This is a genomic window from Halomonas sp. BC04, assembly GCF_000568385.1.
This window is the reverse complement of sequence record NZ_AZQX01000013.1, coordinates 36,408-58,256: the sequence shown is the minus strand read 5'-3', so window position 1 is coordinate 58,256 and position 21,849 is coordinate 36,408. Positions and strand designations below refer to the sequence as shown.

Here is a 21,849-nt window from a genome sequence, read left to right as displayed (position 1 = left end):
GTGTTGCCAATGTTGCGGTTAACGCCAACGCCGCCGGCCTCCGCCGGGCGCCTGGCGGCGCCAGTCGCGATGCGGAGCAGCGCTCCAACAGCGATCCTCTCCACCGAGGGTAATTTCACGTTGTCGGAGGAAGCTTCAGCTCACGACTGGAGGCCGAAGGCTCCCGACGGTGTTCCAATGTTGCGGTTAACGCCAACGCCGCGGCCTCCGACAAGGCGCCTGACGGCGCCAGTCGCGACGCAGAGCGGCGCTCCTACAGCTGCTGTTTCTTATGTTGGAGTAGCTTCAGCTCACGACTGGAGGCGCAAGCCTCCCGGCGGTGTTGCCGGTGCTGGCAACAATCACCAGCGTTTCAGCCTCCGCCAAGGCGCCTGACGGCGCCAGTCGCGACGCAGAGCAGCGCTCCAACAGCAATCCTCTCCACCGAGGGTAATTTCACGTTGTCGGAAATGGGATGGACCCGTCCCTCCCTGTGCCAAGATGAGTTTGCAACGCCATCTTGGGTGCACGGGGCACCACACGGCATCTCGAAGGAGGGTCCATCCATGAATCACATTAGCATCGTCGGGATCGATCTCGCCAAGCGTGTCTTTCAACTCCATGCCGTCGATCACAAAGGGCGTCAGGTGTTCAGCAAGAAGGTCTCTCGCTCAGGCTTACGCCTGACGCTGGCCCAGGTACCTCCCTGCCGCGTCGCCATGGAAGCCTGCGGCGGTGCCCATTACTGGGCCAGGGAGATCCAGGCACTGGGCCACGAGGTTCACTTGATCCCTCCCCAGTACGTGAAGCCCTTTGTTCTCGGGCACAAGAGCGATGCACGGGATGCCCGAGCGATCGCCGAAGCGGCCGCCCGTGATGCCACACCCCGGGTGGCGACCAAGACGCTGGAACAGCAGGCGCTGCAAGCCATGCATCGCGTGCGCTCCCGGGCCATCGCCGACCGGACGGCGCTGGGCAATGAGCTACATGGCTTGCTGGCCGAAATGGGAATCATCATGGCCAAGGGGCACTCGGTGTTCCGCCAGGGCGAGGTCAGGCGGTTGCTCGCCGAGCATCGGACAGAGCTGGGTGACGATCTCTTCGTGGTACTGGATGATGTCCTGGATCAGTGGCTGGCGCTGGATGCCCGGGTCCGTGCCTACGATCAGCGCCTGGCACGGCTCGCCAAGGCGACACCGGTGTGCCAGCGCCTGTTGAGCGTGCCCGGTATCGGGCCGGTCAATGCCACCTTGCTGGTCAGTCATATCGGTGACCCAGGCCGGTTTGCCAATGGCCGGAGCTTCAGCGCCTCGATTGGCCTGGTGCCCCGCCAGCATTCGAGCGGCGGCAAGGAGCGATTGATGAGTATCTCCAAGCGGGGCAACGGCGAGGTGCGTCGACAGCTTGTGCATGGTTCCCGAGCGGCCTTGCGCGCGTTTCAGCGTCAGCAGCAGCCGGACCGGCTGGCACGTTGGGCGTGTTCGTTGGCGGCACGACGTGGCGCTGCCAAGGCCACCATCGCCCTGGCGAACAAGCTCGGCAGGATCTGCTGGGCGGTGATGGCGCGAGACACAGCCTACGCGGCCACACCGTGAAGCCGCGAGTGTCATGAAATAGTCCAGATTTCCCGGAGGTTGCGCAGGCACGAACGTGGATGGCAGGACAGGTCAGACCGGCTCTCCGCTACTCTGTGAAGCTTGATGGCCGATGTTGAGGCCGAGTCGGAGATCAGATCGGAGAGCGCGCATCCCATCATGGCCAGGCACCGATGAAGTGCCACTGACAGGCCGGATATAAGCGTGCAGTCTCACCCCCCCGCCGATACGTTTCGGGCTTGCACAACGGGACGGGTCCATATAAGGAAGCTTCAGCTCCGGTCCGACGCATCGGCGACTGGAGGCCGAAGGACTCCCGGCGGTGTTGCCAAGGCTGGCGATAATCACCTGCGCTGTGGCTTCCGCCGAGGCGCCTATCGGCGCCAGTCGCGATGGGAACCAGCGTTCCAACAGCTGATTATCCCACCGACAGTGCCACACCGCTGTTGGAGTAGCTTCAGCTCACGACTGGAGGCCGAAGGACTCCCGGCGGTGTTGCCGGCGTTGGCGATGACCAATAAAGCCGCGGCCTCCGCCGGGCGCCTATCGGCGCCAGTCGCGATGGGGACCAGCGCTCCAACAATGATACTTTCCACCAACGCCGCCACGCCGTTGTAGGAGAATCTTCAGATCACGACTGGAGGCCGAAGACCTCCCGGCGGTGTTGCCGACGCCAACGATCACCGCCAACGCAGCGGCCTCCGCCAGGCGCCTGCTGGGTCTTATACGTAATCAGGAAAGCGAAACGCCCCGCAGCAGGGCTGCGGGGCGTTTCGGGAATCTGGTAGGACCAGGCGGATTTGAACCGCCGACCTCCACGATGTCAACGTGGCGCTCTAACCAACTGAGCTATGGTCCTGAAGGGGCTATTGCCCTGGAATGCTGGTAGGACCAGGCGGATTTGAACCGCCGACCTCCACGATGTCAACGTGGCGCTCTAACCAACTGAGCTATGGTCCTGCATTCCGCGGGCGACAAAGCGCCTCGGCAACGGATGCATATCTTACCGATATTGCTGAATTTTGCAAGCTTCAAGGCGCGCTTTTTACACGCTCCACCGCCTCCAGCCAGCCCTGGTAGAGCCGCTCCCGCTCCGCCTCAGGCATCTGGGGCACGAAGCTCTTCTCGCAGCGCCAGAGATCGGCGATCTCGTCCAGGTCCCGATACCAGCCCAGGTGAAGACCTGCCATGTAGGCGGCGCCAAGGGCCGTGGTCTCTAGCACCGTCGGCCGGTCGACCTGAACGCCGAGCATGTCGGCCAGGAACTGAACCAGCCAGCCGTTGCTGACCATGCCGCCATCCACACGCAGCTTGCCTGGGCTTGCCTCCATGTCGTCGCGCATGCAGGCCTGGAGGTCGCGGGTCTGGTAGCAGACCGCCTGCAGCCCGGCGGCGACGATCTCGCCAATGCCGGTATCCCGGGTCAGGCCGAAGATCGCACCCCGCGCCTTGGGGGCCCAGTGCGGCGCCCCCAAGCCGGTAAAGGCCGGCACCAGGTAGACGCTGTGGCCATCCCGGGTCTCGCGGGCCAGTTCCTCGGTCTCGGCGGCATTGTCGAACAGCTTGAGACCGTCGCGCAGCCACTGGACGGCAGCCCCGGCGACGAAGATGCTGCCTTCCATGGCATAGGTCGCTTGCCGCCGAGACGATACGCCACGGTGGTCAGGAGTCGATTGCGGGAGACGGCGGCCTTGTCCCCGGTATTGACGATCATGAAGCAGCCGGTCCCGTAGGTGCTCTTGCCCATGCCCGGCTCGAAGCAGGCCTGTCCGACCAAGGCCGCCTGCTGGTCGCCGATGACCCCACCGATCGGCAGCGCCGCACCCAGCAGGCTCGCCTCGGTATGGCCGAAGTCATCGCTGCTGTCGCGGACCTCGGGCAGCAGCGCTCGCGGGATATCGAACAGCGCGAGGAGCTCGTCATCCCACTGCTGGGTATGGATGTTGAACAGCATGGTGCGAGACGCATTGGTGGCGTCGGTGGCGTGCACCTGCCCACCGGTGAGCCGCCAGAGCAGGAAAGTATCGACGGTGCCGAAGGCCAGCTCTCCCCGCTCCGCGCGGTCGCGGCGCCCTCGACGTTGTCCAGCAGCCAGGCCAGCTTGGTCGCCGAGAAGTAGGGATCGATCAATAGTCCGGTACGTGCCTGGACCAGATCGGCATGCCCCTTGTCCCGCAGATCCTGGCACGCGTCTGCCGTACGCCGATCCTGCCAGACGATGGCATTGTAGAGCGGCTCACCGGTTTGTCGGTCCCACAGCAGGGTGGTTTCACGCTGGTTGGTGATGCCGATACCGGCAATGCGGGAAAGTGGCCCACCGCTCTGCTCGATCACCTCTCTGCACGTCGCCAGCACCGTGCCCCAGATCGCCTCGGGATCATGCTCTATCCAGCCGTCATGGGGAAACTGCTGGGGAAACTCTTGCTGAGCGACGTGGGCCACGTTGCCACTGCGGTCGAAGAGGATGGCGCGGGAGCTGGTGGTCCCCTGGTCGATGGCAAGCAGGTAGTCGGCCATGATATGTCCTGTCATTGTATGTTCGTTTATGATCACCAAGGGTACTGCAGTGTGTTCGCATTGCTCTACGACTTTCGACGCAGCCCCACCGCCTCTGCCGCTAACCCGCCGAATAGCTTACAATCTTGGGATCGCTAGGGAGCCGACATGAATCAACAGCAACGCCAGGATGCCATCGTCGATCTGGTCCGCCGCCAGGGCTACGCCAGTATCGAACAGCTTACCGAACATTTCGCCGTCACCCCGCAGACGGTGCGACGCGACCTCAATGCACTGGCCGAGGAAGGGATGATACGCCGCGTTCACGGTGGCGCCGGCCTGGAGTCGAGCACCGTCAACACCGCCTACAGCACCCGCAAGAACCTCAACCTCGAGGCCAAGCGACGCATCGCCAGCCTGGTGGCCAGCCACATTCCCGACCACGCTTCGCTCTTCATCAATATCGGCACCAGCAATGAGGTGGTGGCGGAAGCCCTGCTCGATCATCAGGGGCTGGAGGTCATCACCAACAATCTCAATGTCGCTGCCATTCTCCAGCACAAGGAGGACTTCAACGTCATCATCGCCGGTGGGCAGGTACGCTCCCGCGACGGCGGCATCATCGGCGAGGCCACCATCGATTTCATCAACCAGTTCAAGGTCGATTACGGCATCATCGGGATCAGCGGTATCGATGAGGACGGCTCCCTCCTCGAGTTCGACTACCAGGAGGCCCGTGTGGCGCAGGCCATCATCCGCAACTCGCGCCAGGTCTATCTCACCGCCGACCATTCCAAGTTCCATCGCAACCCGGTAGTCCGCCAGGGCAATATCGCCCAGCTCGATGCCCTGTTCACCGATCGCCAGCCCCCCGAAGCGATCGTGCACCTGATGAAGGCCCACGACGTTGCCCTGCATCTGGCCTGATTGAGCGGTTATCGACCGTCCGCGCCACCGCCGCCCCGCTGGTTTCCTCCGGTGCACCTCGCCTTGCGCTGGTCTGCTACCCTTTCCCCCTTGATGTTCGGTTTCGATTCATCTATGTTCGTTTTCAAACACGACATGATGTCTGGCGGTGTGACGCCAGCTTAACGGAGCCTGCATCCATGGCGGAACCCTCACGCGACCTGCTCGACATGTACATCATCGGTGGCGGCATCAATGGCACGGGTATCGCCAATGATGCCGCCGGCCGCGGCCTTGCCGTCGGGCTCTGTGAGCAGGGCGACCTGGCCGGCGCCACGTCGTCGGCAAGCAGCAAGCTGATCCATGGCGGACTTCGCTACCTGGAGCACCATGAATTCCGCCTGGTCGGTGAGGCCCTGCGGGAGCGGGAAACACTGCTCAAGAAGGCACCTCACATCATCTGGCCCTCGCGCTTCATCCTCCCCCACCGCTCGCACCTGCGTCCGGCCTGGATGATCCGCGCCGGCCTGTTCCTGTACGACCACCTGGGCAAGCGCAAGCAGTTACCCGGATCCCGTGGCGTTCGCTTCGGCTCGGATTCGCCGCTGAAGCCCGAGATCATGCGCGGTTTCGAATATTCGGACTGCTGGGTGGATGATGCCCGACTGGTGGTCCTGAATGCCATCCAGGCCCGCGAGGGTGGCGCCGAGATTCTCGTTCGCACGCGCTGTACAGCAGCCTACGAGGAGCAGGGCCACTGGTGTATCGAGCTCGAGGACCAGCGGACCGGCAAGCGCTTTCGGCGCTATGCTCGCACCCTGGTCAATGCCGCGGGGCCCTGGGTGGAAAGCGTGATCCGTGAGCAGACCCGTCGCAGGTCGCGCTATGCCATCCGCATGATCCAGGGCAGCCACCTGATCGTGCCCAGGCTCAACGCTGATGACCGCGCCTACATCCTGCAGAACAGCGATAGGCGCATCGTCTTCGTACTGCCTTACGAAGATGACTTCAGCCTGGTGGGTACCACGGACCGACGCTACGAGGGTGACCCCGCCCGTGTGGCCATCGCAGAGGAGGAGGTGGATTACCTGCTCAGGGTGGTCAATGAGAATTTTCGACGCCAGCTGACCCGCAGCGACGTGATCAGCAGCTTTTCTGGCGTGCGTCCCCTTTGTGACGACGAATCCGACGATCCTTCGGCCATGACCCGAGACTATACGCTGGCCTTCGACGAACAAGGCGCCCCGCTGCTATCGGTATTCGGCGGCAAGATCACCACCTATCGCAAGCTGGCGGAGTCGGCACTCGAGATGCTCGCCCCACGCTTCCCTCGCATGGGACGCCCCTGGACCGCCACCGTGGCGCTGCCGGGCGGTGACATGGCAAGCCAGGCGGACTTCAGCCATCAGTTGCTCGAGGCCTACCCCTGGCTGGGTGACGACCGTGCAAGGCGCTTCGCCCGCAGCTACGGGACGCTCTGCCTGCGCTTCCTGAGCGGCGCAGCGAGGAAGCCGACCTCGGCGAAGCCTTCGGTGCCGGGCTGACCGCCGCTGAAGTCGACTATCTGATCGATCATGAATGGGCAACGAGCACCGAAGACATCCTGTGGCGGCGCACCAAACTTGGCCTGCGCCTGACACCGCGCCAGCTCGATGCCCTGGTCCAGCATGTCGATGCCCACTGCCAGGTGCTGGCCGCATGAGCAACGCTGGCCGCCCGGCCAGCGATAGCCATGCCTATTCGGGGATCCCCCCACGGGTCAGGCTGGCGGGATCGAGCAGCCGCTCCAGCTCCTCGCGGCTCAGATCTGTCTGCTCCTCCGCCACATCGATGATGGGCCGGCCGGCCTTGTAGGCCTCCTTGGCAACGGCTGCCGCGGCATCGTAGCCGATGACGCCATTGAGCGCGGTAACCAGAATCGGGTTGCGGGCCAGCGGCCCGGCCATGTTCGCCTCCCGCACCTTGAAGGTGGCGATGGCACGGTCGGCCAGCAAGCGTGCGCTGTTGCTCATCAAGCCGATCGACGTCAGCAGATTGTGAGCGACCAGGGGCAGCATGACATTCAGCTGAAAGTTGCCACTCTGGCCTGCCACCGTCACGGCGGCGTCCAGGCCGATCACCTGGGCGGCAGCCTGGGCCGCCGACTCGGGAATGACCGGGTTGACCTTGCCCGGCATGATGGAGCTGCCGGGTTGCAGCGCTTCCAGCTCGATCTCCCCCAGACCGGCCAACGGCCCCGAGTTCATCCAGCGCAGGTCGTTGGCGATCTTCATCACCACGCAGGCCAGCCCCTTGAGCTGACCGGAGAGCTCCACGGCACTATCCTGGGATGCGAGACTGGCGAAGAAGCTGTCGTTGGGCTGGAGTGAGATCCCTGTCTGCTCGCTCAACTCACGCGCCATTCTCTCGGCAAATTCGGGATGGGCATTGATGCCTGTGCCTACCGCAGTGCCGCCCTGGGCCAGCCGACAGAGACGAAGCATGGCACTGTCGAGGCGCTCGATAGCCTGCCCCAGTTGACTCGACCACCCTCCCAGCTCCTGACTCAGACGCAGCGGCATGGCATCCATCAGGTGGGTACGCCCGGTCTTCACCACACCGTCGAGTTCCCATGCTCGCTCGTCGATGGTCGCCCTCAGATGGACCAGGGCGGGTCGCAACCGCGTGGTGACTTCCAGTGCCGCCGAGAGGTGGATCGCCGTGGGGATGACGTCATTACTCGACTGGCCCATGTTGACATGGTCATTGGGGCCAACCTGAAGGCCATCCTGGCTCGCCAGGTGTGAGATGACTTCATTGACGTTCATGTTGCTCGAGGTGCCGGAACCGGTCTGGAAGACGTCCACCGGGAACTGGGTGTCGTGCTTGCCCTCGATGATAGCCTTGGCGGCATCGGCGATGGCCTCGGCACGCTCGCCATCCAGCAGCTGCAGGTCACGGTTGACCCGGGCCGCCGCCAGCTTGATGCGCGCGATGGCATGGATGAAGGCCGGCGGCATCGCTTGACCGGATACCGGAAAATTGTTGACTGCCCGCTGAGTCTGGGCACCGTACAGGCGTCGTGAGGCACCTTCAGCTCGCCCATGCTGTCGCGTTCGATACGATGGTCGCTCATCTCCCCTCCTCCCTGTCGGTACTGCACTGACACCAACACGCTTGACCAAGACTCATGCCCTAGGCATTTACCATGGTTGCCACTGACACCACTTGCAAGGGCAGCAGGCACCTCGCCCGTGCAGGAGCACCAAGCAAGACACAAACCTGAAACGATCCTTCGGCTCCATTATTACAAATATAAACAGTACCAGAAGAACCAAGCATCAAATTATTACATAACTAGTATCGTTGACTGAGTCACCTAAGTTTCTTTATTCAAGTTTCTCCATTCGATCCATTCCTTGATACCTATCGTGGAACGTAATGGCTCAGCCAACCTAGGATTGTCTCACTGAAGCCCACTCAGCTCAGGAAAATTGATAACGCTAACGGAATGGTGTACATGGACAACTTGACAGCGCTAACGCTACTACCGCATGAACAGCTCAGCATTGCCCACACCCATGAAACGGGGGAGCTGAACCGTTACCGGCGACTGGCACTCAGCTTCCTGCCGATTGCTCCCCATATCAGCCGCCTGATGGCCGCCCTTGGCATGGAGTGCGAGCAGCGCATCCAGACGTTGCGCAACGTCGCCACACAACTGGAACTCGACGCCTGCGTCTCCCTGAAGCCGCCACGGGAATCACCCTTCCTGCCGCGTTCGAGCCGGCACTTCTTCGTGGTGGATGATGCCATGAGCCGGGATGCCCTGATGGCGGCCGAGGATGCCGCCGAGGTCACATGCAGGCTCTTTGCCTGGCTGCTGGAAACCAATGCAACGCCGGAGCTGCATCGCCCCTTGCAGGCTTTCGTGACCCAGAAGAACAACGAGTACCGCATCATTCAAGAATACCGGGAACCAGGCCGCCCGATCTGGACCAGCCGCATGCCACAATCCGTCAAGGCAACCAGTGCGATATAACGACAACGGGAACACAGCACGCAGCGGGTGCCCAACCCGCTGCGCCCGGCGCCTCGCTAGGCTTCACGCTGGCGGTGGCGACGGCCGTTGGCTGCCGCGAGGCTCTTCAGCCGCTCGAGATCGAGAACCCGGAATTCATGGCCGCTCACCTCCAACAGGTTCTGCCGCTGGTAGCTCACCAGTACCCGACCCACGGTTTCCGGGGTCAGCCCCAGGTGGCTCGCGATATCGCTTCGCGACAGGGCCAGGCGGAAGTGGTGTGGGGAATAGCCTCGAAGCCGGAACCGCTCGGAAAGGCCCTCGAAAAAGCAGGCCAGCCGAACTTCGGCCGTTCGACGCAGGAGCAGGTTTAGTCTCAGTCGCTCATCGTGCATCGCCTGGCTCAGGTAGCGAGGTAAAAGCCGACGTATCCCAGCGGAGCGAGTGCAAAGCTGGTCGAGCTGTTCGTACGGAATCTCGCATACTCGGGTGGTTTCCAGGGCGACAAGCGACCCTGGGTACGCCCCCTCGCCGATGGCGTCCAACCCAACCAGATCGCCAGGCAGATACAGCGCCGTGACGATATATTCGTCGCTGTCGGTCACGATGACCTGCTTGAGGCTACCCGTAAGGACGGCAAACAGGCGGTCAAATGTCGCTCCCTGGCTTACCAGGACCTGGCGTTTTTCGAGCGCCTCGGCCGGGCCAACGATGCGGCTGAACAAGGCCCTCTCCTCCAGGGGAAGGCCCGCCGTAAGGCAGAGGGAATTGAGGCGGCAGGAGAGGCAGCTCAGTGCATCCGGATCACGGCTATAGATCTTGCCTTGACTCGTCATGGGAACCCCCCTATCCCTTAGGGATTCTTAGGGTTTGGACCAAAGTATAGAAGAGGGCTCACGTAGTGAAAGGTGAAAACCATCATGCCTCCCTCTATTGGGTAGGGAGTGAAACTAGCTGGCGGGATGATGAAAACCATGCAGCAGGGCATGACACGCCAAACTAGAATTGATGCTGCACCGCGATATCGGCAAGGAGAGGCTTGTGCCGGTCAGCACGGCCACGAACGGAATCACCGTCATGCAGGGGGGCACGACAATGCTATCGTCAAACTGGCTTACGCAGGATTGTCTTAACCGGCTCGGCAGCAATGCCGGCGCCGTATTGATGAGCTTGTGGGAATTTTTCCCTGAGCAGATGTTCCTGGTGCGGATAGAAGGTTGCGAGAATTTCGTCATCGAGGCCATCAACCCCGCACAGCAAGCCCGGCTGGGGAGCGAACCGACCTGGGTGGGCAAACAATTGGCTCACCTATTCCCCTCACCGTTCGGCGATGATGTGATAGACCGCTGCGCCCGCTGTACGGAGGAGGGCATGCCGGTTCGCTATGAGGCCACAGGCTGCTTCTTCGATAGGGAGGGACAGCAATGCGAGGGCCGCCAACAGGTTCTGCTGGTGCCGATCGCCAACCCGCTGGGTGAATTGACGCACCTCCTCGGCATCGTCCAGGACTCCCTCTGGGCCCCTGCACAACCGGGCCCTCAGGAGCTGGAACGGGAACTGGAGCGCCGGGTCATGGCGCGCACGAACGAGCTGATGGCTGCCAACCTGCACTTGACCTACCTGGCCACCCATGACTGTCTCACGGAGACCTATAACCGCCGACAGCTTCTCGAACTGGCCGATAACGAATTCAGGCGCGCCTCCCGCTACGAGCTAGCGCTATGCCTGATGATGCTCGACATCGACAATTTCAAGCTCATCAACGATGAGCTAGGCCACCTGGCGGGGGACCACGCGCTGAGAACCGTGGCCCAGGCGACGTTGGCGATGGTTCGCGATTGCGATCTGGTGGGTCGGTACGGCGGCGACGAGTTCATTATCGTACTGCCCGAGACGGACATCCTGGGGGCAAGAGCCATCGCCGAGCGGCTGAGCAAAACCCTCCAGGAGGCCGGCCGGCTCTCTGTCAGTATTGGCATTGCCTCCCGAGCGCATGACGACCAATCGATGGATGAACTGATTCATCGAGCCGACACCCTGCTGCTGCATGCCAAGCGCAACGGCCGCAACCGGATAGAGTGCCCCCCTGACGCCCCGCCCCTCCAGCGGAACGGGACCAGCGGCCAATTTATGCCGTTACGCTAAATTGCAAAATCGATGTTGCAGTGCACAAACAGCTCTGCTATTGTGCACTGCAACAGAGCGGGATCTCCCGTTCGATGTCTTATCAAGAACCTGGAGGTTCCTATCATGATGAATGCATTCAACTTCGATACCAAGCAGTTTGACACCAAGCAGTTCGAGTCAATGTTCTTTGCCCCGGCCCGCGCTTTTGCGGCGCTGAGCGTCGACTACACCGAAAAGCTGGTCAACGCCCAGCTGGACGCCACCAAGGCCTATACCGATACCGGCTTGGCCCAGGTGCGCAGCCTGATGAACGTCAAGGACGCCGAAGGCCTCCGTGCGTACATGGAAGGCCAGCAGCAGGTCGCCAAGGAGCTGACCGAGCGCCTGAAGGGTGACGCCGAGAAGGTCGCCTCCCTGCAGCAGGACTTCGTGCAGAAGAGCCAGAAGCTGGCCGAGACCAACGTCAAGCAGGCCCAGGAAACTGCCACCAAGGCTAGCAAGTAAAGCCGGTGGCCGGCCCCTGAGGCCGGCATGACGACAAGGCCCGCCGATCGATGATCGGCGGGCCTTTCCTGTTATGGGGATACTGTCATGAGGATATGATGCTGTCGCCTGACCGGTGACATCGTTTACTCTCGTAGGGCACGGGCGAATCACGAGGAAGTACAGATGAAAGCGTGGATTCCAGTAGCGCTGCTCGGCCTCACTCTTTCCGGCTGCCAGATGATGGAACCCGGGCCACCGCCCGAGCGGATCGAGGTCATCGACATCGGTGACGAGCGCCCACCGGCAGTCGAACGAGCTGATCCGGATCGGGTCGCCCCGGGCAGGGTCGCCCGCCAGGTCGCCTTTCCCGAGCGGGAGTATGCCAGCCTGGAACGATCGGGCTCCGCGGCGATCAGTGGCCGTCTGGCCTTGAACGGCATGCCGGGCGCGGGGGAGACCGTTGCGGTAGCACCGGTAACCACCTATTCCGCCGAGGCCGCCGAACATGCGCTGGCGGGCCGCGCCGTGGAACCAGCCGACCCCCGCGCCCGGGAATTCACCCATACGACCCGCACCGACGGCAATGGACATTTCAGCCTGCAGGGGCTACCCGCGGGCGAGTTCTATGTGATGGGGAGCGTGGTGAATCCCGGCAACGGCCAGCGACAGGCCATTATCCGGCAGGTATCGCTACGCAATGGCCAGCGGTTGGAAGTCAACCTGAGCCGATGACCTTGAGTCGAGAAACCTGGGCCGAAAAGCCTGGCCCTGTCCTACCAGCCCAGCGCCTGCTTGACGAACGGAATCGTCAGCTTGCGCTGGGCGGTGAGTGACGCTCGGTCGAGAACCGCCAACGATTCGCAGAGCTCGCCCAAGCCGCGCGGCCCGCGGTGCAGGATATAGCGGGCGACTTCGTCCGGCAGCTGCATGCCGCGAACCCGGGCGCGCAACTGCAGCGCCTGCAAGCGTTCGGTATCGTCGAGCCCCTGGAGATGGAAAGTGACGCCCCAGGTCAGGCGTGACGCCAGGTCAGGCAGCTTCACCGGTAGCTGGCGCGGCGAGACGGCAGAGGCCATGAGCAGGTGCTTACCGGCATCGCGCAACCGGTTGAAGGCATGGAAGAGCCCCTCTTCCCAGCGCTTTCGTCCCACCACCGCATCCACGTCGTCAATGGCCACCAGGTCGAGTCGCTCGACCTCCTCCAGCATCAGCGGCGGAAAGTGCCCCAGTTCCTCGAGCGGGAGATAGAGTGCACGGAGGTCCCGGCTGGATGCCGCATGGCAGGCGGCCTGTAGCAGATGGGTTCGGCCGGTGCCGGCAGCCCCCCACAGGTAGACGAAGGGCTCGCCGTTTTCGCCAAGCTGCTGGGTCAGTGTCTCCAGCAGGGTGGCGTTGGCGCCCGGCAGAAAGCTGTCGAAGGTGGCATCGTCACGCAGACTCACTCCCAGCGGCAGCTGCGCCGGTGCTCGGCTCATGAAGAATCCTCGTCGTGTCGCTTACGTAGCCCGGCATCGTACAAGCTGCTGCGCTTGTAACGATCCTTCAGTTCACGCAAGAGTACCATGATCACCGCCGCTGCCGGCAGCGCCAGCAGAACGCCGGTAAATCCGAACAGCGTCCCCCCTGCCAGCACGGCAAAGATCACGGCGACCGGATGAAGTCCGATCTTGTCACCCAGCAGCTTGGGCTGCAGCACGGTGCTTTCGATGATCTGCCCGAAGGTGAACACCCCCACGACCCCCACCAGCGCCAGCCAGCTACCGAACTGAAAGAAGGCCACGATCAGCGCCACACTGATGCCGACGATGAAGCCCAGGAAGGGCACGATACTGGCCAGGCCCGCCACCATACCGATCAAGAGGCCGAAGCGAACCCCCATCAGGGTCAGTCCGATGGCGTAGATGGCCCCAAGGGTCAGCATGACCAGCAACTGGCCTCGCAGGAAGGCCGAGAGCACCTCGTCACAGCGGGCGACCAGACGCACTGCCTCGGGCTCCCACTGGCGCGGCATCAGGTTGCGCAGGTTGTCGAGCAACCGCCCCCAGTCCAGCAGCAGGTAGAAGGTCACCACGGGAATCAGTGCCACATAGGTCACCCAGGTGACGAGGGCCATGCCCGATCGCCCGATCTGGCCCAGGAACTGGGCGAGATAACCGCCGGCATCCTGCCAGTGCTCGGCGAGGGTCTCCTGCACGTTTTCCAGATCCGCCGCGACATCCAGCCCGGTCCATCCTCGGATCTGGGGGGCCAGCACCGTTTCCACCCATTCGAAGATGCCGGGCACCAACTGGCCGAACTGCCTGATCTGCTGGACGGCCAGAGGTATAAGAACCAGCAGCGCCAGGCCCAGGATCATCGACAGCAACAGGAAGACGACACAGACCGCCAGCATCCGCGACAATCCCCATTGCTGGAACCGATTGGCCAGGGGATCGGCCAGGTACGCCAGGATCATGCCGGCGATGAACGGCATCAGCATCGCTTCCAGCTGGAACAGCAGCCACAGCATCGCGACTGCGGCAATCAGAATCCACCACTCTCTGCGCATCCCACACTCCCTGCGTTGGACGGCCACGACAATGCGGGCCGTGCGCCGTGATGCTACAATTCCCGCCCGATCTTGCCCACTGCTCGTCGATTCGCTCCGGGCAATCGACGCGCCATGCCGATGTTAGAGCGGCAGCGCTACACTAACCGCAACCGCGACTTTATACAGGACAGGCCATGACCGACTCCACTTCCGCCCAGCCGTCCAAGGCACCGCTCAGCTACAAGGATGCCGGCGTCGACATCGACGCCGGAAACGCCCTGGTCGACCGTATCAAGGGCGTTGCCAAACGTACCATGCGCCCTGAGGTGATGGGCGGGCTAGGCGGCTTCGGCGCTCTGTGCGAACTGCCGGCAGGCTATCGCGAGCCGGTGCTGGTATCCGGCACCGATGGCGTCGGCACCAAGCTGCGACTCGCCATGGATCTTGGCAAGCATGACACCATCGGCATCGATCTCGTCGCCATGTGCGTCAACGACCTGGTGGTGGCCGGCGCCGAACCGCTGTTCTTCCTCGACTACTATGCCACGGGCAAGCTGGATGTGGACATCGCCGCGGACGTGGTCACCGGTATCGGTGAAGGCTGTGAGCGATCGGGATGCGCCCTGGTGGGTGGTGAAACCGCCGAGATGCCCGGCATGTACGAAGGCAGCGACTACGACCTGGCCGGTTTCTGTGTCGGCGTGGTCGAGAAGTCCGAGATCCTGGACGGCAGCAAGGTCGCCGAAGGCGACGTGCTCCTCGGCATCGCTTCCTCGGGCCCCCACTCCAACGGCTATTCGCTGATCCGCAAGATTCTCGAGGTGAGCGGCGCCTCCCTCGATATCGCGGTGGATGGCCGGCCCCTGGGCGATGCCCTGCTCGCCCCCACCCGAATCTACGTCAAGCCGCTGCTGTCATTGATCAAGGAGAGTGGCGTGGCGGTTCATGCCCTGTCACACATCACCGGTGGCGGCCTGCTGGAGAATATCCCTCGGGTATTGCCCGAGGCCCTCGGCGCCCGTATCGACGCCGCCAGTTGGACGCGCCCCAAGGTCTTCGACTGGCTGCAGGAGCAGGGCAACGTCGACGAGCACGAGATGCACCGGGTACTGAACTGTGGCATCGGCATGGTCGTCGTGGTTCCCGCCGACCAGGCCGATCAGGCGCGCGCCCACCTCCAGGCACAGGGTGAAACGGTCTATCGCATCGGTGAGATCATCGCCCGCGCCCAGGACGAAGACTCGGTTCGGCTGGAGAACCTGAAGGCATGAGTGATCCTGGCTTTACCCACGATGCGCCACAGAGCGACACCCTGAACGATTTCACCCCCGAGCCCAGCGAGGTTCGGCGGGTGGTCGTGCTGATTTCGGGCAGTGGCAGCAACCTGCAGGCGCTGATCGATGCCCAGAGCCATGATGAACTCGGCGGCGAGATCGTGGCGGTCGTTTCCAATGTGGCGGATGCCCATGGCCTGGTTAGGGCGCGGGATGCCGGCATCGATGCGGTGGCCCTGCCCCACCGGGAGTACGACAGCCGCGAAGCCTACGACGGCGCCCTGATCAAGGTCATCGATCGCCATCAGCCCGACCTGATCGTGCTGGCCGGCTTCATGCGCATCCTGACACCCCGCTTCGTGCAGCGCTATCTGGGGCGGATGCTCAATATCCACCCTTCGCTGCTACCCGCCTACCAGGGACTGAACACCCACGCCAAGCACTTGCCGATGGCGTTGCCGAGCATGGCTGCAGCGTGCACTTCGTCACCGAGGAGCTCGACAGCGGGCCGGTGGTGATTCAGGCCGCCGTGGACATCGTCGAGGGGGAAACCGAGGCCAGCCTCCAGCAGAAGGTGCATACCCGTGAGCACCTGATCTACCCCATCGCCGTGAAGTGGTTCCTGGAAGGCCGCCTGCGCCTGGAAGGCGACGGTGCGACCCTGGACGGCACCCGCCTGCCGCCTCAGGGGCTGCGCCTCTCCCACGCCGACGCCGCCGAAGAGCTCGACGAGGAACTGGACGAGGAGTAGGCGCCGTCAGGCGCCTCGGCGGAGGCTGAAAGGTTGGTTGTCGTCGCGAATACCGGCAACACCGCCAGGAGTCCTGCGGCCTCCAGTCGTGATCTGAAGATTCCTCCGACAAGATGGCGTGGCACCGTAGGTGGAAAAAGCAGCTGTTGGCGCGCTGGTTCGGCGCTCCGACTCTCCATCGCGACTGGCGCCTCAGGTGCGCGGCAGAGTGACCCCCCTCTGCCCCATGTACTTGCCGCCCCGATCCTTGTAGGAGGTCTCGCAGATCTCATCCGACTCCAGGAACAGCATCTGGGCCACGCCCTCGTTGGCGTAGATCTTGGCCGGCAGGTTGGTGGTGTTGGAGAACTCCAGGGTCACGTGCCCCTCCCACTCCGGCTCGAGCGGCGTCACGTTGACGATGATGCCGCAGCGGGCATAGGTGGACTTGCCCAGGCAGATGGTCAGCACACTACGCGGGATACGGAAGTATTCGACGGTGCGGGCCAGGGCGAAGGAGTTGGGCGGAATGACGCAGACATCACCCTTGATATCGACGAAGCTCTTCTCATCGAAGGCCTTGGGGTCGACGATCGCGGAGTGGATATTGGTGAATACCTTGAATTCATCGGCACAGCGCACATCGTAGCCATAGCTGGACGTACCGTAGGAGATCACCCGCTGGTCGTTCACGTAGCGAACCTGGTCGGCTTCGAAGGGCTCGATCATGCCATCCCGCTCGGCCATGCGGCGGATCCAACTGTCGGCTTTGATGCTCATTGGGTCGTCCTGATGCTGTCAAATCACGAATCGGGGCCGCCATGATAGCGGCCGCTGCGTCGGGCGTCACTGTCTGCTCAATCGTCCAGGTCTATTGCAGCTATCAGCACCACTCGGGGCTGATCCGGGGCAGGCGACCCTCGCGCTACAGGACAATGGCCTAGCCCTGATCAATCATCGCTGAAGGAGATACTTGGCCCTTCGTCTGCCTGCTGCCCTTCGATCTGCTCGGCGATCTGGCGGGCCATGTCACGGAAGGTGGCAGTTACGTCACCATCCGGCTCTGCCACCACCGTCGGCCGCCCGCCGTCGACCTGCTCGCGAATCGACAGGGCCAGCGGCAGGCGACCCAGCAGACGGGTCTCGTATTCCGCCGAGATCCGCTCACCACCGCCTTCACCGAAGATCGGCTCGGCATGGCCGCACTGGGTGCATACATGCAGGCTCATGTTCTCGACGACGCCGAATACCGGCACGTTGACCTTGCGGAACATCTCGATGCCCTTGCGGGCGTCGAGCAGAGCAATGTCCTGGGGCGTGGTCACGATCACGGCGCCGTCGACGGGGACCTTCTGGGCCAGGGTCAGTTGAATGTCACCGGTGCCCGGCGGCATGTCGATGAACAGCACATCGAGATTGTCCCAGGCCGTCTGGGTCAGTAGCTGCTGGAAGGCCCCGGAAACCATGGGGCCGCGCCACACCATGGGCTCGCGGGTATCCACCATGAAGGCCATGGACATGGCCTGAAGCCCGTGGGCCTCCAGCGGCCTGAAGCGGTTCTCGCCGGCCTGTTGCGGTCGTGCACCTTCTGCCACACCGAGCATCTGGCCTGACTGGGCCCGTAGATGTCGGCGTCCAGGATGCCGGTACGGTACCCCTCGGCGGCCATGGCCAAGGCCAGGTTGACGGCGACGGTGGACTTGCCCACTCCGCCCTTGCCGGATGCCACGGCGACGATATGCTTGACCCCTTCGATCACGACTCGCTCCTTGTACTGATGGATGTCTCTCCGCTCGTGGGAAACATGGAATCACTTCGGCCAGTATAACGCGCTCTCAATCGGCCAAACGAGAAGCGGCGAGCCTGGCTCGCCGCTTTTCCGCCTTCTGATGCCTAGCGCCTGATTCAAGACTGCTCGGCTTCCTCTCCCTCGTCTTCTTCCTCGTTCTCTTCTTCGGCCTGCTCAGATTCCTCTTGCTGGGCACGCTCCGGGTCGGACGTACGAAGCTGGAGATCCTCCAATTCACTGCGCCATTCGGAGAGCTGTGCTTCCAGTCTCTGCAGCTGTTGCTGGCGACGCTCGATCTGATCATCGAGCTGGGCCAGGGCACCGCGCCCATCCTCGATCTCCTCCGTCAGAGCCTCACGCTCGGCACGCGCTTCCTCAACCTCGGACAGGGTTTGCTCGCGCAACTCCCTCGCCTCGCCGATTTCGCGTTCCACCTCGTCACGCCAGGCCTCCAGGGCTTCGATGTCGTTCTCCAGCGCGTCGATGGTGGATTCGCGCTCGGTGATCTCGGCACCCAACGTATCCAACTGCTCGTCTGCCGCAGCAATGTCCTCTTCGATCACTGCCAGCTCATTATCGGCCAGGTCACGGGCGACCTCGGCCTCCTGGCGCTCATCGACGGCAATCTGACGCAACTCCTCGGCTTCCTGGCGTGCCGCCTCGGCTCCTGGTGTGCCTCTTCGGCTTCCTGACGAGCGGCTTCGGCATCACTGCGAGCCTGGTCCACCGCCTCATGCTCGCCACGCAGTTCGACCAGCGCCTCTTCTGCCTCGGCCTTCTCGGCCTGGTAGGCTTCGATGTCGGCCTCAAGAGCGGCACGCTCCTCCTGAAGCTCACCCAGCTGCCCCTCGACCTCAGCCACTTCGGCCTCAAGGCGTGCGATCTCGCGCGGGCGGCTTCCTGCTCCTCGGCCAATGCCGCCTCGGCAGCCTGCTGCTCCTCATTGAGCTCTGCCACACGGGCTTCCAGGGCTTCGATGTCCTCTCCTGCGGCATCGCGTTCCTGCAGCTGGGACGCTAACTGTTGGCGTTCGTCCTGTATCGCCGCCAGTTGCTCCTCAAGGGCTGCACTGCGATCGCGATGATTGCCGGCGCTGTTGTGGGCAAAGATCGCCCAGATCACCGCAAGCAGCGCCACGGCCACCAGGGCCTTGACACGATTGTCCTTGTAAAGTGGGCTCTGGGTATTTTCCGACATTGGCAAGACCCTCTCTCTGGTAATAGATGCCTGGCATCGAGCGATGACAGGCGCGTACCGTCATAAATCAGCATACATAGGCATCAACGATGGTGAAAGGGAACCAGAAACGCTCAGAAGCGCTCGCCAGGCTTAAGGTACCGCCACTGGCCCGGCGGCACACGCCCCAGCGACACCCCGCCGATACGCAGGCGCTTGAGGCTCAGCACCGTCAGCCCGACACTGGAGCACATCGACTCGATCTGCCCCGACACCATCCCCTTCACAGCAAAGCGTAGATGGGTTTCGCTCTGTCGGCTGACTTTGCAGGGTGCCAGCTTCCGGCCTGGCTCGCTCTTGCCGCGGCGCAGCACATCCAACTGCTCATCGCTGAGGGTGTCGTCGACTTCGGCCACCACCTCCTGCTCGAGCCGCGCCGTATCTTCATCGAGCCGCCTCACCACACGCCGGTCCTGGGTAAAGACCAGCAAACCGGAACTGCCCTCTTCCAGCGGCAGCATCGGCTGCAAAGCGCGAAAATGCGCCTTCAGCGGATTCAGCCCGGCGGGATCGTCCTGCCAGTGCGTTCCCGGTGAGATCAGTTCCCTGACCCATTCGACCTCTTCGCTGACGGCAAGACCCGGGGGGGCGTTGGCCAGCAGGGTGACGGGGGGCATTTCCTTCGCCCTGGCACCAGGCAACAACTCGACACGCTGCTCGCCAACCTTGAACTGCGGCTCCTCGACGACGTCGCCATCGACCGTCACCCAGCCCCCGGCAATGTAGAGTTCTGCCTCCCGGCGCGAGCAGTGCAGTTGCCGCGCCAGCCGCTTGGATAGCCGTTCGGTAGCGGGTGGTGTGGATGAAGTGGTATCGGCGACGGTCATGGAATGTCTCGAATGAGAGGAATGAAGTGGAATGGATGAGGACGGCACTACTGGTGGGGAATCAGGTTTCCACCTTGCCGCGCATGGCCTTGTGCTGGCCTCGCTTCTTCTTGCTGTCCAGACGGCGCTGCTTGGCCCCCTTGCTCGGACGGGTCGCGACCCGCTTCTTCGGTGCGTACATCACGCTCTTGATCAGCGCCTTGAGTCGACCGAGAGCCTCGGCTCGGTTCCGCTCCTGGGTGCGGTGGGCCTGGGCTTGATGATCACCACCCCCTCGCGTGTAATGCGCTGGTCGTTGAGGGCCAGCAGCTTCTCCTTGAAGCCTTCAGGAAGGCTGGAAGCGCGGATGTCGAAACGCAGGTGAATCGCCGTCGCCACCTTGTTGACATTCTGCCCCCCGGCGCCCTGGGCACGCACCGCCTGCATGTCGATTTCGTGGTCAGCGATAATGACCTGACGAGAAAGTTCCAGCATGTTCTCTGCCTTGTACCACCTCACGCAGAAGCGTGGGGCAATGTGTAAATGGACCGAGCGAATACGCCCGGCGATCAGGGATCTTCCCGCGACGACTCGATCCGCCAACGGGAGTACCAGGGAATGCCCCGAACATCGATGTCCAGCTGGCGCAGCCATCCGGCCGCCACCAGGTTCGACTGGTGGACTGCCCAGTAGGCGCGTGGGTGAGGTACGAAATGGAGGCCGAATTCCTCGCTGTATACGGATTCGGCATCCCCTTCGAAATGCCGATCGAGGCTGCGCCGCAGTTCCCTGACCCGCCCAGCCTCTGCCTGGAGCGGATAGGTCCGCACCAAGCCTTCCGGTGCCATCCGCGAAAAGTCACCGGGCCCCGTCACATCCTCATGGATACCGCGCCCCAGCGCACTGGCGGTCGGCAAGAGCAAGGCCGCGGCACCTGACAGGAAGTGGCGCTGCCCCTCCACATACCACCGCCATTCGCCATAACTGTAACGCACCATGCCGCCCTCCTCCCGCGGCAGGACCAGGCTGGAATGCCGACCGTGATCGACCAGGTAGACATCCATCGGCTGGGCGATCTCCGCCGGCGCAGGCGGCATGACGCGTCCGGTACAGGCGGAAAGCAACAGGACTACCAGCAACAGACATATCCAGCGCAGTGTGACCAAGAACGAATCCATATCAACAAGCCAGCCATATCCTGTGTTTGGCCCCTTTGCCCGGGCGATGGGCGCGCACCGTGACCTCTTCCACCAGGAGCCCGATTCGGCGCAGGCGCTCGGTGAAGGCGGGATCCTGCCCGGCCGACCAGATCGCCAGCACACCATCCGGACGCAGCGCCTCCTGGGCAGCGGCGAGGCCCTGGGGTGAGTATAGCCAGTCATTTTCCTTGCGCGTCAGCCCCTCGGGACCATTGTCGACGTCGAGCATGATGGCATCGAAGCCGCCAGGTTCACGCCGGAGCAGCTCACCGACATCACCCAGGCTGACGACGGCACGCGGATCGTTCAGTGGATAGCCGGCAGCGGCGCCCAAGGGCCCCCGGTTCCAGTCGACGACGCCGGGAACCAGCTCGGCGACGACCACTTCGGCACTGTCGGGTAACGAGCGTAATGCGGCCGCCAGCGTAAACCCCATGCCGAGGCCACCGATCAACACCCGGATACCGGTGCGATCAGCGATCCGCTCGCAGGCCAGTTCGGCCAAGGCATCCTCGGAGCCGTGCAGGCGGGTATTCATCAGCTCACCGGGACTGCCGGCGATACGAATGGAGAACTCGTCATTGCGCTGCAGCAGGCGCAGCTCACTGCCCTTGCCAGGGATGCTGGCAGTACCGATCACTTCGAATTTAGCCATGATGCCTCATTGGCAAGATAGGAACGCGCAAATGCCCGCCG

18 protein-coding genes, 2 tRNA genes and 5 pseudogenes are annotated in these 21,849 nt (G+C 63.0%); 9 read left to right on the top strand and 16 right to left on the bottom strand.

Annotation, left to right across the window (positions count from 1 at the left end):
* The first annotated feature begins 545 nt into the window (after positions 1-545).
* The gene (locus tag Q427_RS01485; protein WP_043510390.1) at positions 546-1,574 is read left to right on the top strand and encodes an IS110 family transposase; all 1,029 of its coding nucleotides are present in this window, start codon (positions 546-548) and stop codon (positions 1,572-1,574) included.
* 782 nt (positions 1,575-2,356) lie between these two features.
* On the opposite strand, the gene Q427_RS01480 is transcribed toward Q427_RS01485, so the two are convergent.
* The 3 genes and pseudogenes from Q427_RS01480 to glpK form a co-directional block, all read right to left on the bottom strand.
* A tRNA-Val gene (locus Q427_RS01480) sits at positions 2,357-2,433 on the bottom strand.
* Between the two features lie 24 nt (positions 2,434-2,457).
* Positions 2,458-2,534: transfer RNA gene (locus Q427_RS01475), tRNA-Val, on the bottom strand.
* A 71-nt stretch (positions 2,535-2,605) separates the two neighbouring features.
* Positions 2,606-4,091, bottom strand: a pseudogene (glpK, locus tag Q427_RS01470) (glycerol kinase GlpK).
* A 147-nt stretch (positions 4,092-4,238) separates the two neighbouring features.
* Here glpK and Q427_RS01465 point away from each other — a divergent pair.
* On the top strand, positions 4,239-4,997 hold the full coding sequence (locus Q427_RS01465) for a DeoR/GlpR family transcriptional regulator (RefSeq protein ID WP_043510387.1): 759 nt from the start codon (positions 4,239-4,241) through the stop codon (positions 4,995-4,997).
* Between the two features lie 179 nt (positions 4,998-5,176).
* Complete coding sequence (gene glpD / locus Q427_RS01460; RefSeq protein ID WP_442905421.1) at positions 5,177-6,520, top strand: glycerol-3-phosphate dehydrogenase; 1,344 nt, start codon at positions 5,177-5,179, stop codon at positions 6,518-6,520.
* A gap of 192 nt (positions 6,521-6,712) precedes the next feature.
* Here the strand turns inward: glpD and Q427_RS01455 are convergent.
* Positions 6,713-8,091: pseudogene (locus Q427_RS01455) on the bottom strand (class II fumarate hydratase).
* 384 nt (positions 8,092-8,475) lie between these two features.
* On the opposite strand from Q427_RS01455, the gene Q427_RS01450 reads away from it, so the two are divergent.
* Complete coding sequence (locus Q427_RS01450; protein ID WP_043510386.1) at positions 8,476-8,997, top strand: hypothetical protein; 522 nt, start codon at positions 8,476-8,478, stop codon at positions 8,995-8,997.
* 56 nt (positions 8,998-9,053) lie between these two features.
* Here the strand turns inward: Q427_RS01450 and Q427_RS01445 are convergent, their stop codons facing one another.
* Complete coding sequence (locus Q427_RS01445) at positions 9,054-9,812, bottom strand: cyclic nucleotide-binding domain-containing protein (RefSeq protein WP_051496035.1); 759 nt, start codon at positions 9,810-9,812, stop codon at positions 9,054-9,056.
* 268 nt (positions 9,813-10,080) lie between these two features.
* Positions 10,081-10,284, bottom strand: a complete 204-nt coding sequence (locus Q427_RS33080; protein WP_231613307.1) for a hypothetical protein — start codon at positions 10,282-10,284, stop codon at positions 10,081-10,083.
* Between the two features lie 63 nt (positions 10,285-10,347).
* On the opposite strand from Q427_RS33080, the gene Q427_RS01440 reads away from it, so the two are divergent.
* The 3 genes from Q427_RS01440 (at position 10,348) to Q427_RS01430 (ending at position 12,321) form a co-directional block, all read left to right on the top strand.
* Positions 10,348-11,121 carry a GGDEF domain-containing protein gene (locus tag Q427_RS01440; RefSeq protein ID WP_231613306.1) on the top strand — a complete coding sequence of 258 codons (774 nt, stop codon included), beginning with the start codon at positions 10,348-10,350 and terminating at the stop codon, positions 11,119-11,121.
* Positions 11,122-11,226: 105 nt separating this feature from the next.
* Positions 11,227-11,607, top strand: coding sequence for a phasin family protein (locus tag Q427_RS01435; RefSeq protein WP_442905420.1), 381 nt, complete (start codon positions 11,227-11,229; stop codon positions 11,605-11,607).
* A gap of 165 nt (positions 11,608-11,772) precedes the next feature.
* Positions 11,773-12,321 (top strand): carboxypeptidase-like regulatory domain-containing protein, encoded by a 549-nt coding sequence (locus Q427_RS01430; protein ID WP_043510385.1) that lies wholly within the window; start codon positions 11,773-11,775, stop codon positions 12,319-12,321.
* A gap of 41 nt (positions 12,322-12,362) precedes the next feature.
* Here the strand turns inward: Q427_RS01430 and hda are convergent, their stop codons facing one another.
* Both hda and Q427_RS01420 read right to left on the bottom strand, forming a co-directional pair.
* The gene (hda, locus tag Q427_RS01425; RefSeq protein ID WP_043510383.1) at positions 12,363-13,064 is read right to left on the bottom strand and encodes a DnaA regulatory inactivator Hda; all 702 of its coding nucleotides are present in this window, start codon (positions 13,062-13,064) and stop codon (positions 12,363-12,365) included.
* Positions 13,061-14,137: an AI-2E family transporter gene (locus tag Q427_RS01420; protein ID WP_043510381.1), complete on the bottom strand. Its 1,077-nt coding sequence runs from the start codon at positions 14,135-14,137 to the stop codon at positions 13,061-13,063. Before Q427_RS01420 ends, hda begins: the two co-directional genes overlap by 4 nt.
* Before the next feature lie 176 nt (positions 14,138-14,313).
* Here Q427_RS01420 and purM point away from each other — a divergent pair, with 176 nt between their 5' ends.
* Positions 14,314-15,390, top strand: a complete 1,077-nt coding sequence (purM, locus tag Q427_RS01415) for a phosphoribosylformylglycinamidine cyclo-ligase (RefSeq protein WP_043510380.1) — start codon at positions 14,314-14,316, stop codon at positions 15,388-15,390.
* A pseudogene (purN, locus tag Q427_RS01410) lies at positions 15,387-16,144 on the top strand (phosphoribosylglycinamide formyltransferase). Before purM ends, purN begins: the two are co-directional and overlap by 4 nt.
* A 192-nt stretch (positions 16,145-16,336) precedes the next feature.
* On the opposite strand, the gene dcd reads toward purN, so the two are convergent.
* From dcd to Q427_RS01370, 8 genes and pseudogenes are all read right to left on the bottom strand, one after another.
* Positions 16,337-16,903, bottom strand: coding sequence for a dCTP deaminase (dcd, locus tag Q427_RS01405; RefSeq protein ID WP_043510379.1), 567 nt, complete (start codon positions 16,901-16,903; stop codon positions 16,337-16,339).
* A 170-nt stretch (positions 16,904-17,073) separates the two neighbouring features.
* Positions 17,074-17,879: pseudogene (apbC, locus tag Q427_RS01400) on the bottom strand (iron-sulfur cluster carrier protein ApbC).
* Positions 17,880-18,028: 149 nt separating this feature from the next.
* Positions 18,029-18,547, bottom strand: a complete 519-nt coding sequence (locus tag Q427_RS01395; protein ID WP_043510378.1) for a hypothetical protein — start codon at positions 18,545-18,547, stop codon at positions 18,029-18,031.
* Entirely contained in the window at positions 18,472-18,774 is a 303-nt protein-coding gene (locus Q427_RS30890) for a hypothetical protein (RefSeq protein WP_155833419.1), read from the bottom strand. The genes Q427_RS01395 and Q427_RS30890 overlap by 76 nt, the downstream gene beginning before the upstream one ends.
* A gap of 448 nt (positions 18,775-19,222) precedes the next feature.
* Positions 19,223-19,975: an RNA pseudouridine synthase gene (locus tag Q427_RS01385; RefSeq protein WP_051496032.1), complete on the bottom strand. Its 753-nt coding sequence runs from the start codon at positions 19,973-19,975 to the stop codon at positions 19,223-19,225.
* Between the two features lie 61 nt (positions 19,976-20,036).
* Positions 20,037-20,449 (bottom strand): annotated as a pseudogene (gene arfB / locus Q427_RS01380) (alternative ribosome rescue aminoacyl-tRNA hydrolase ArfB).
* 74 nt (positions 20,450-20,523) lie between these two features.
* A complete protein-coding gene (locus Q427_RS01375) occupies positions 20,524-21,093 on the bottom strand; it encodes a hypothetical protein (RefSeq protein WP_155833418.1) in 570 nt (189 codons plus the stop codon).
* A gap of 40 nt (positions 21,094-21,133) precedes the next feature.
* Positions 21,134-21,808 (bottom strand): hypothetical protein, encoded by a 675-nt coding sequence (locus Q427_RS01370; RefSeq protein WP_043510375.1) that lies wholly within the window; start codon positions 21,806-21,808, stop codon positions 21,134-21,136.
* Positions 21,809-21,849 lie beyond the last annotated feature (41 nt).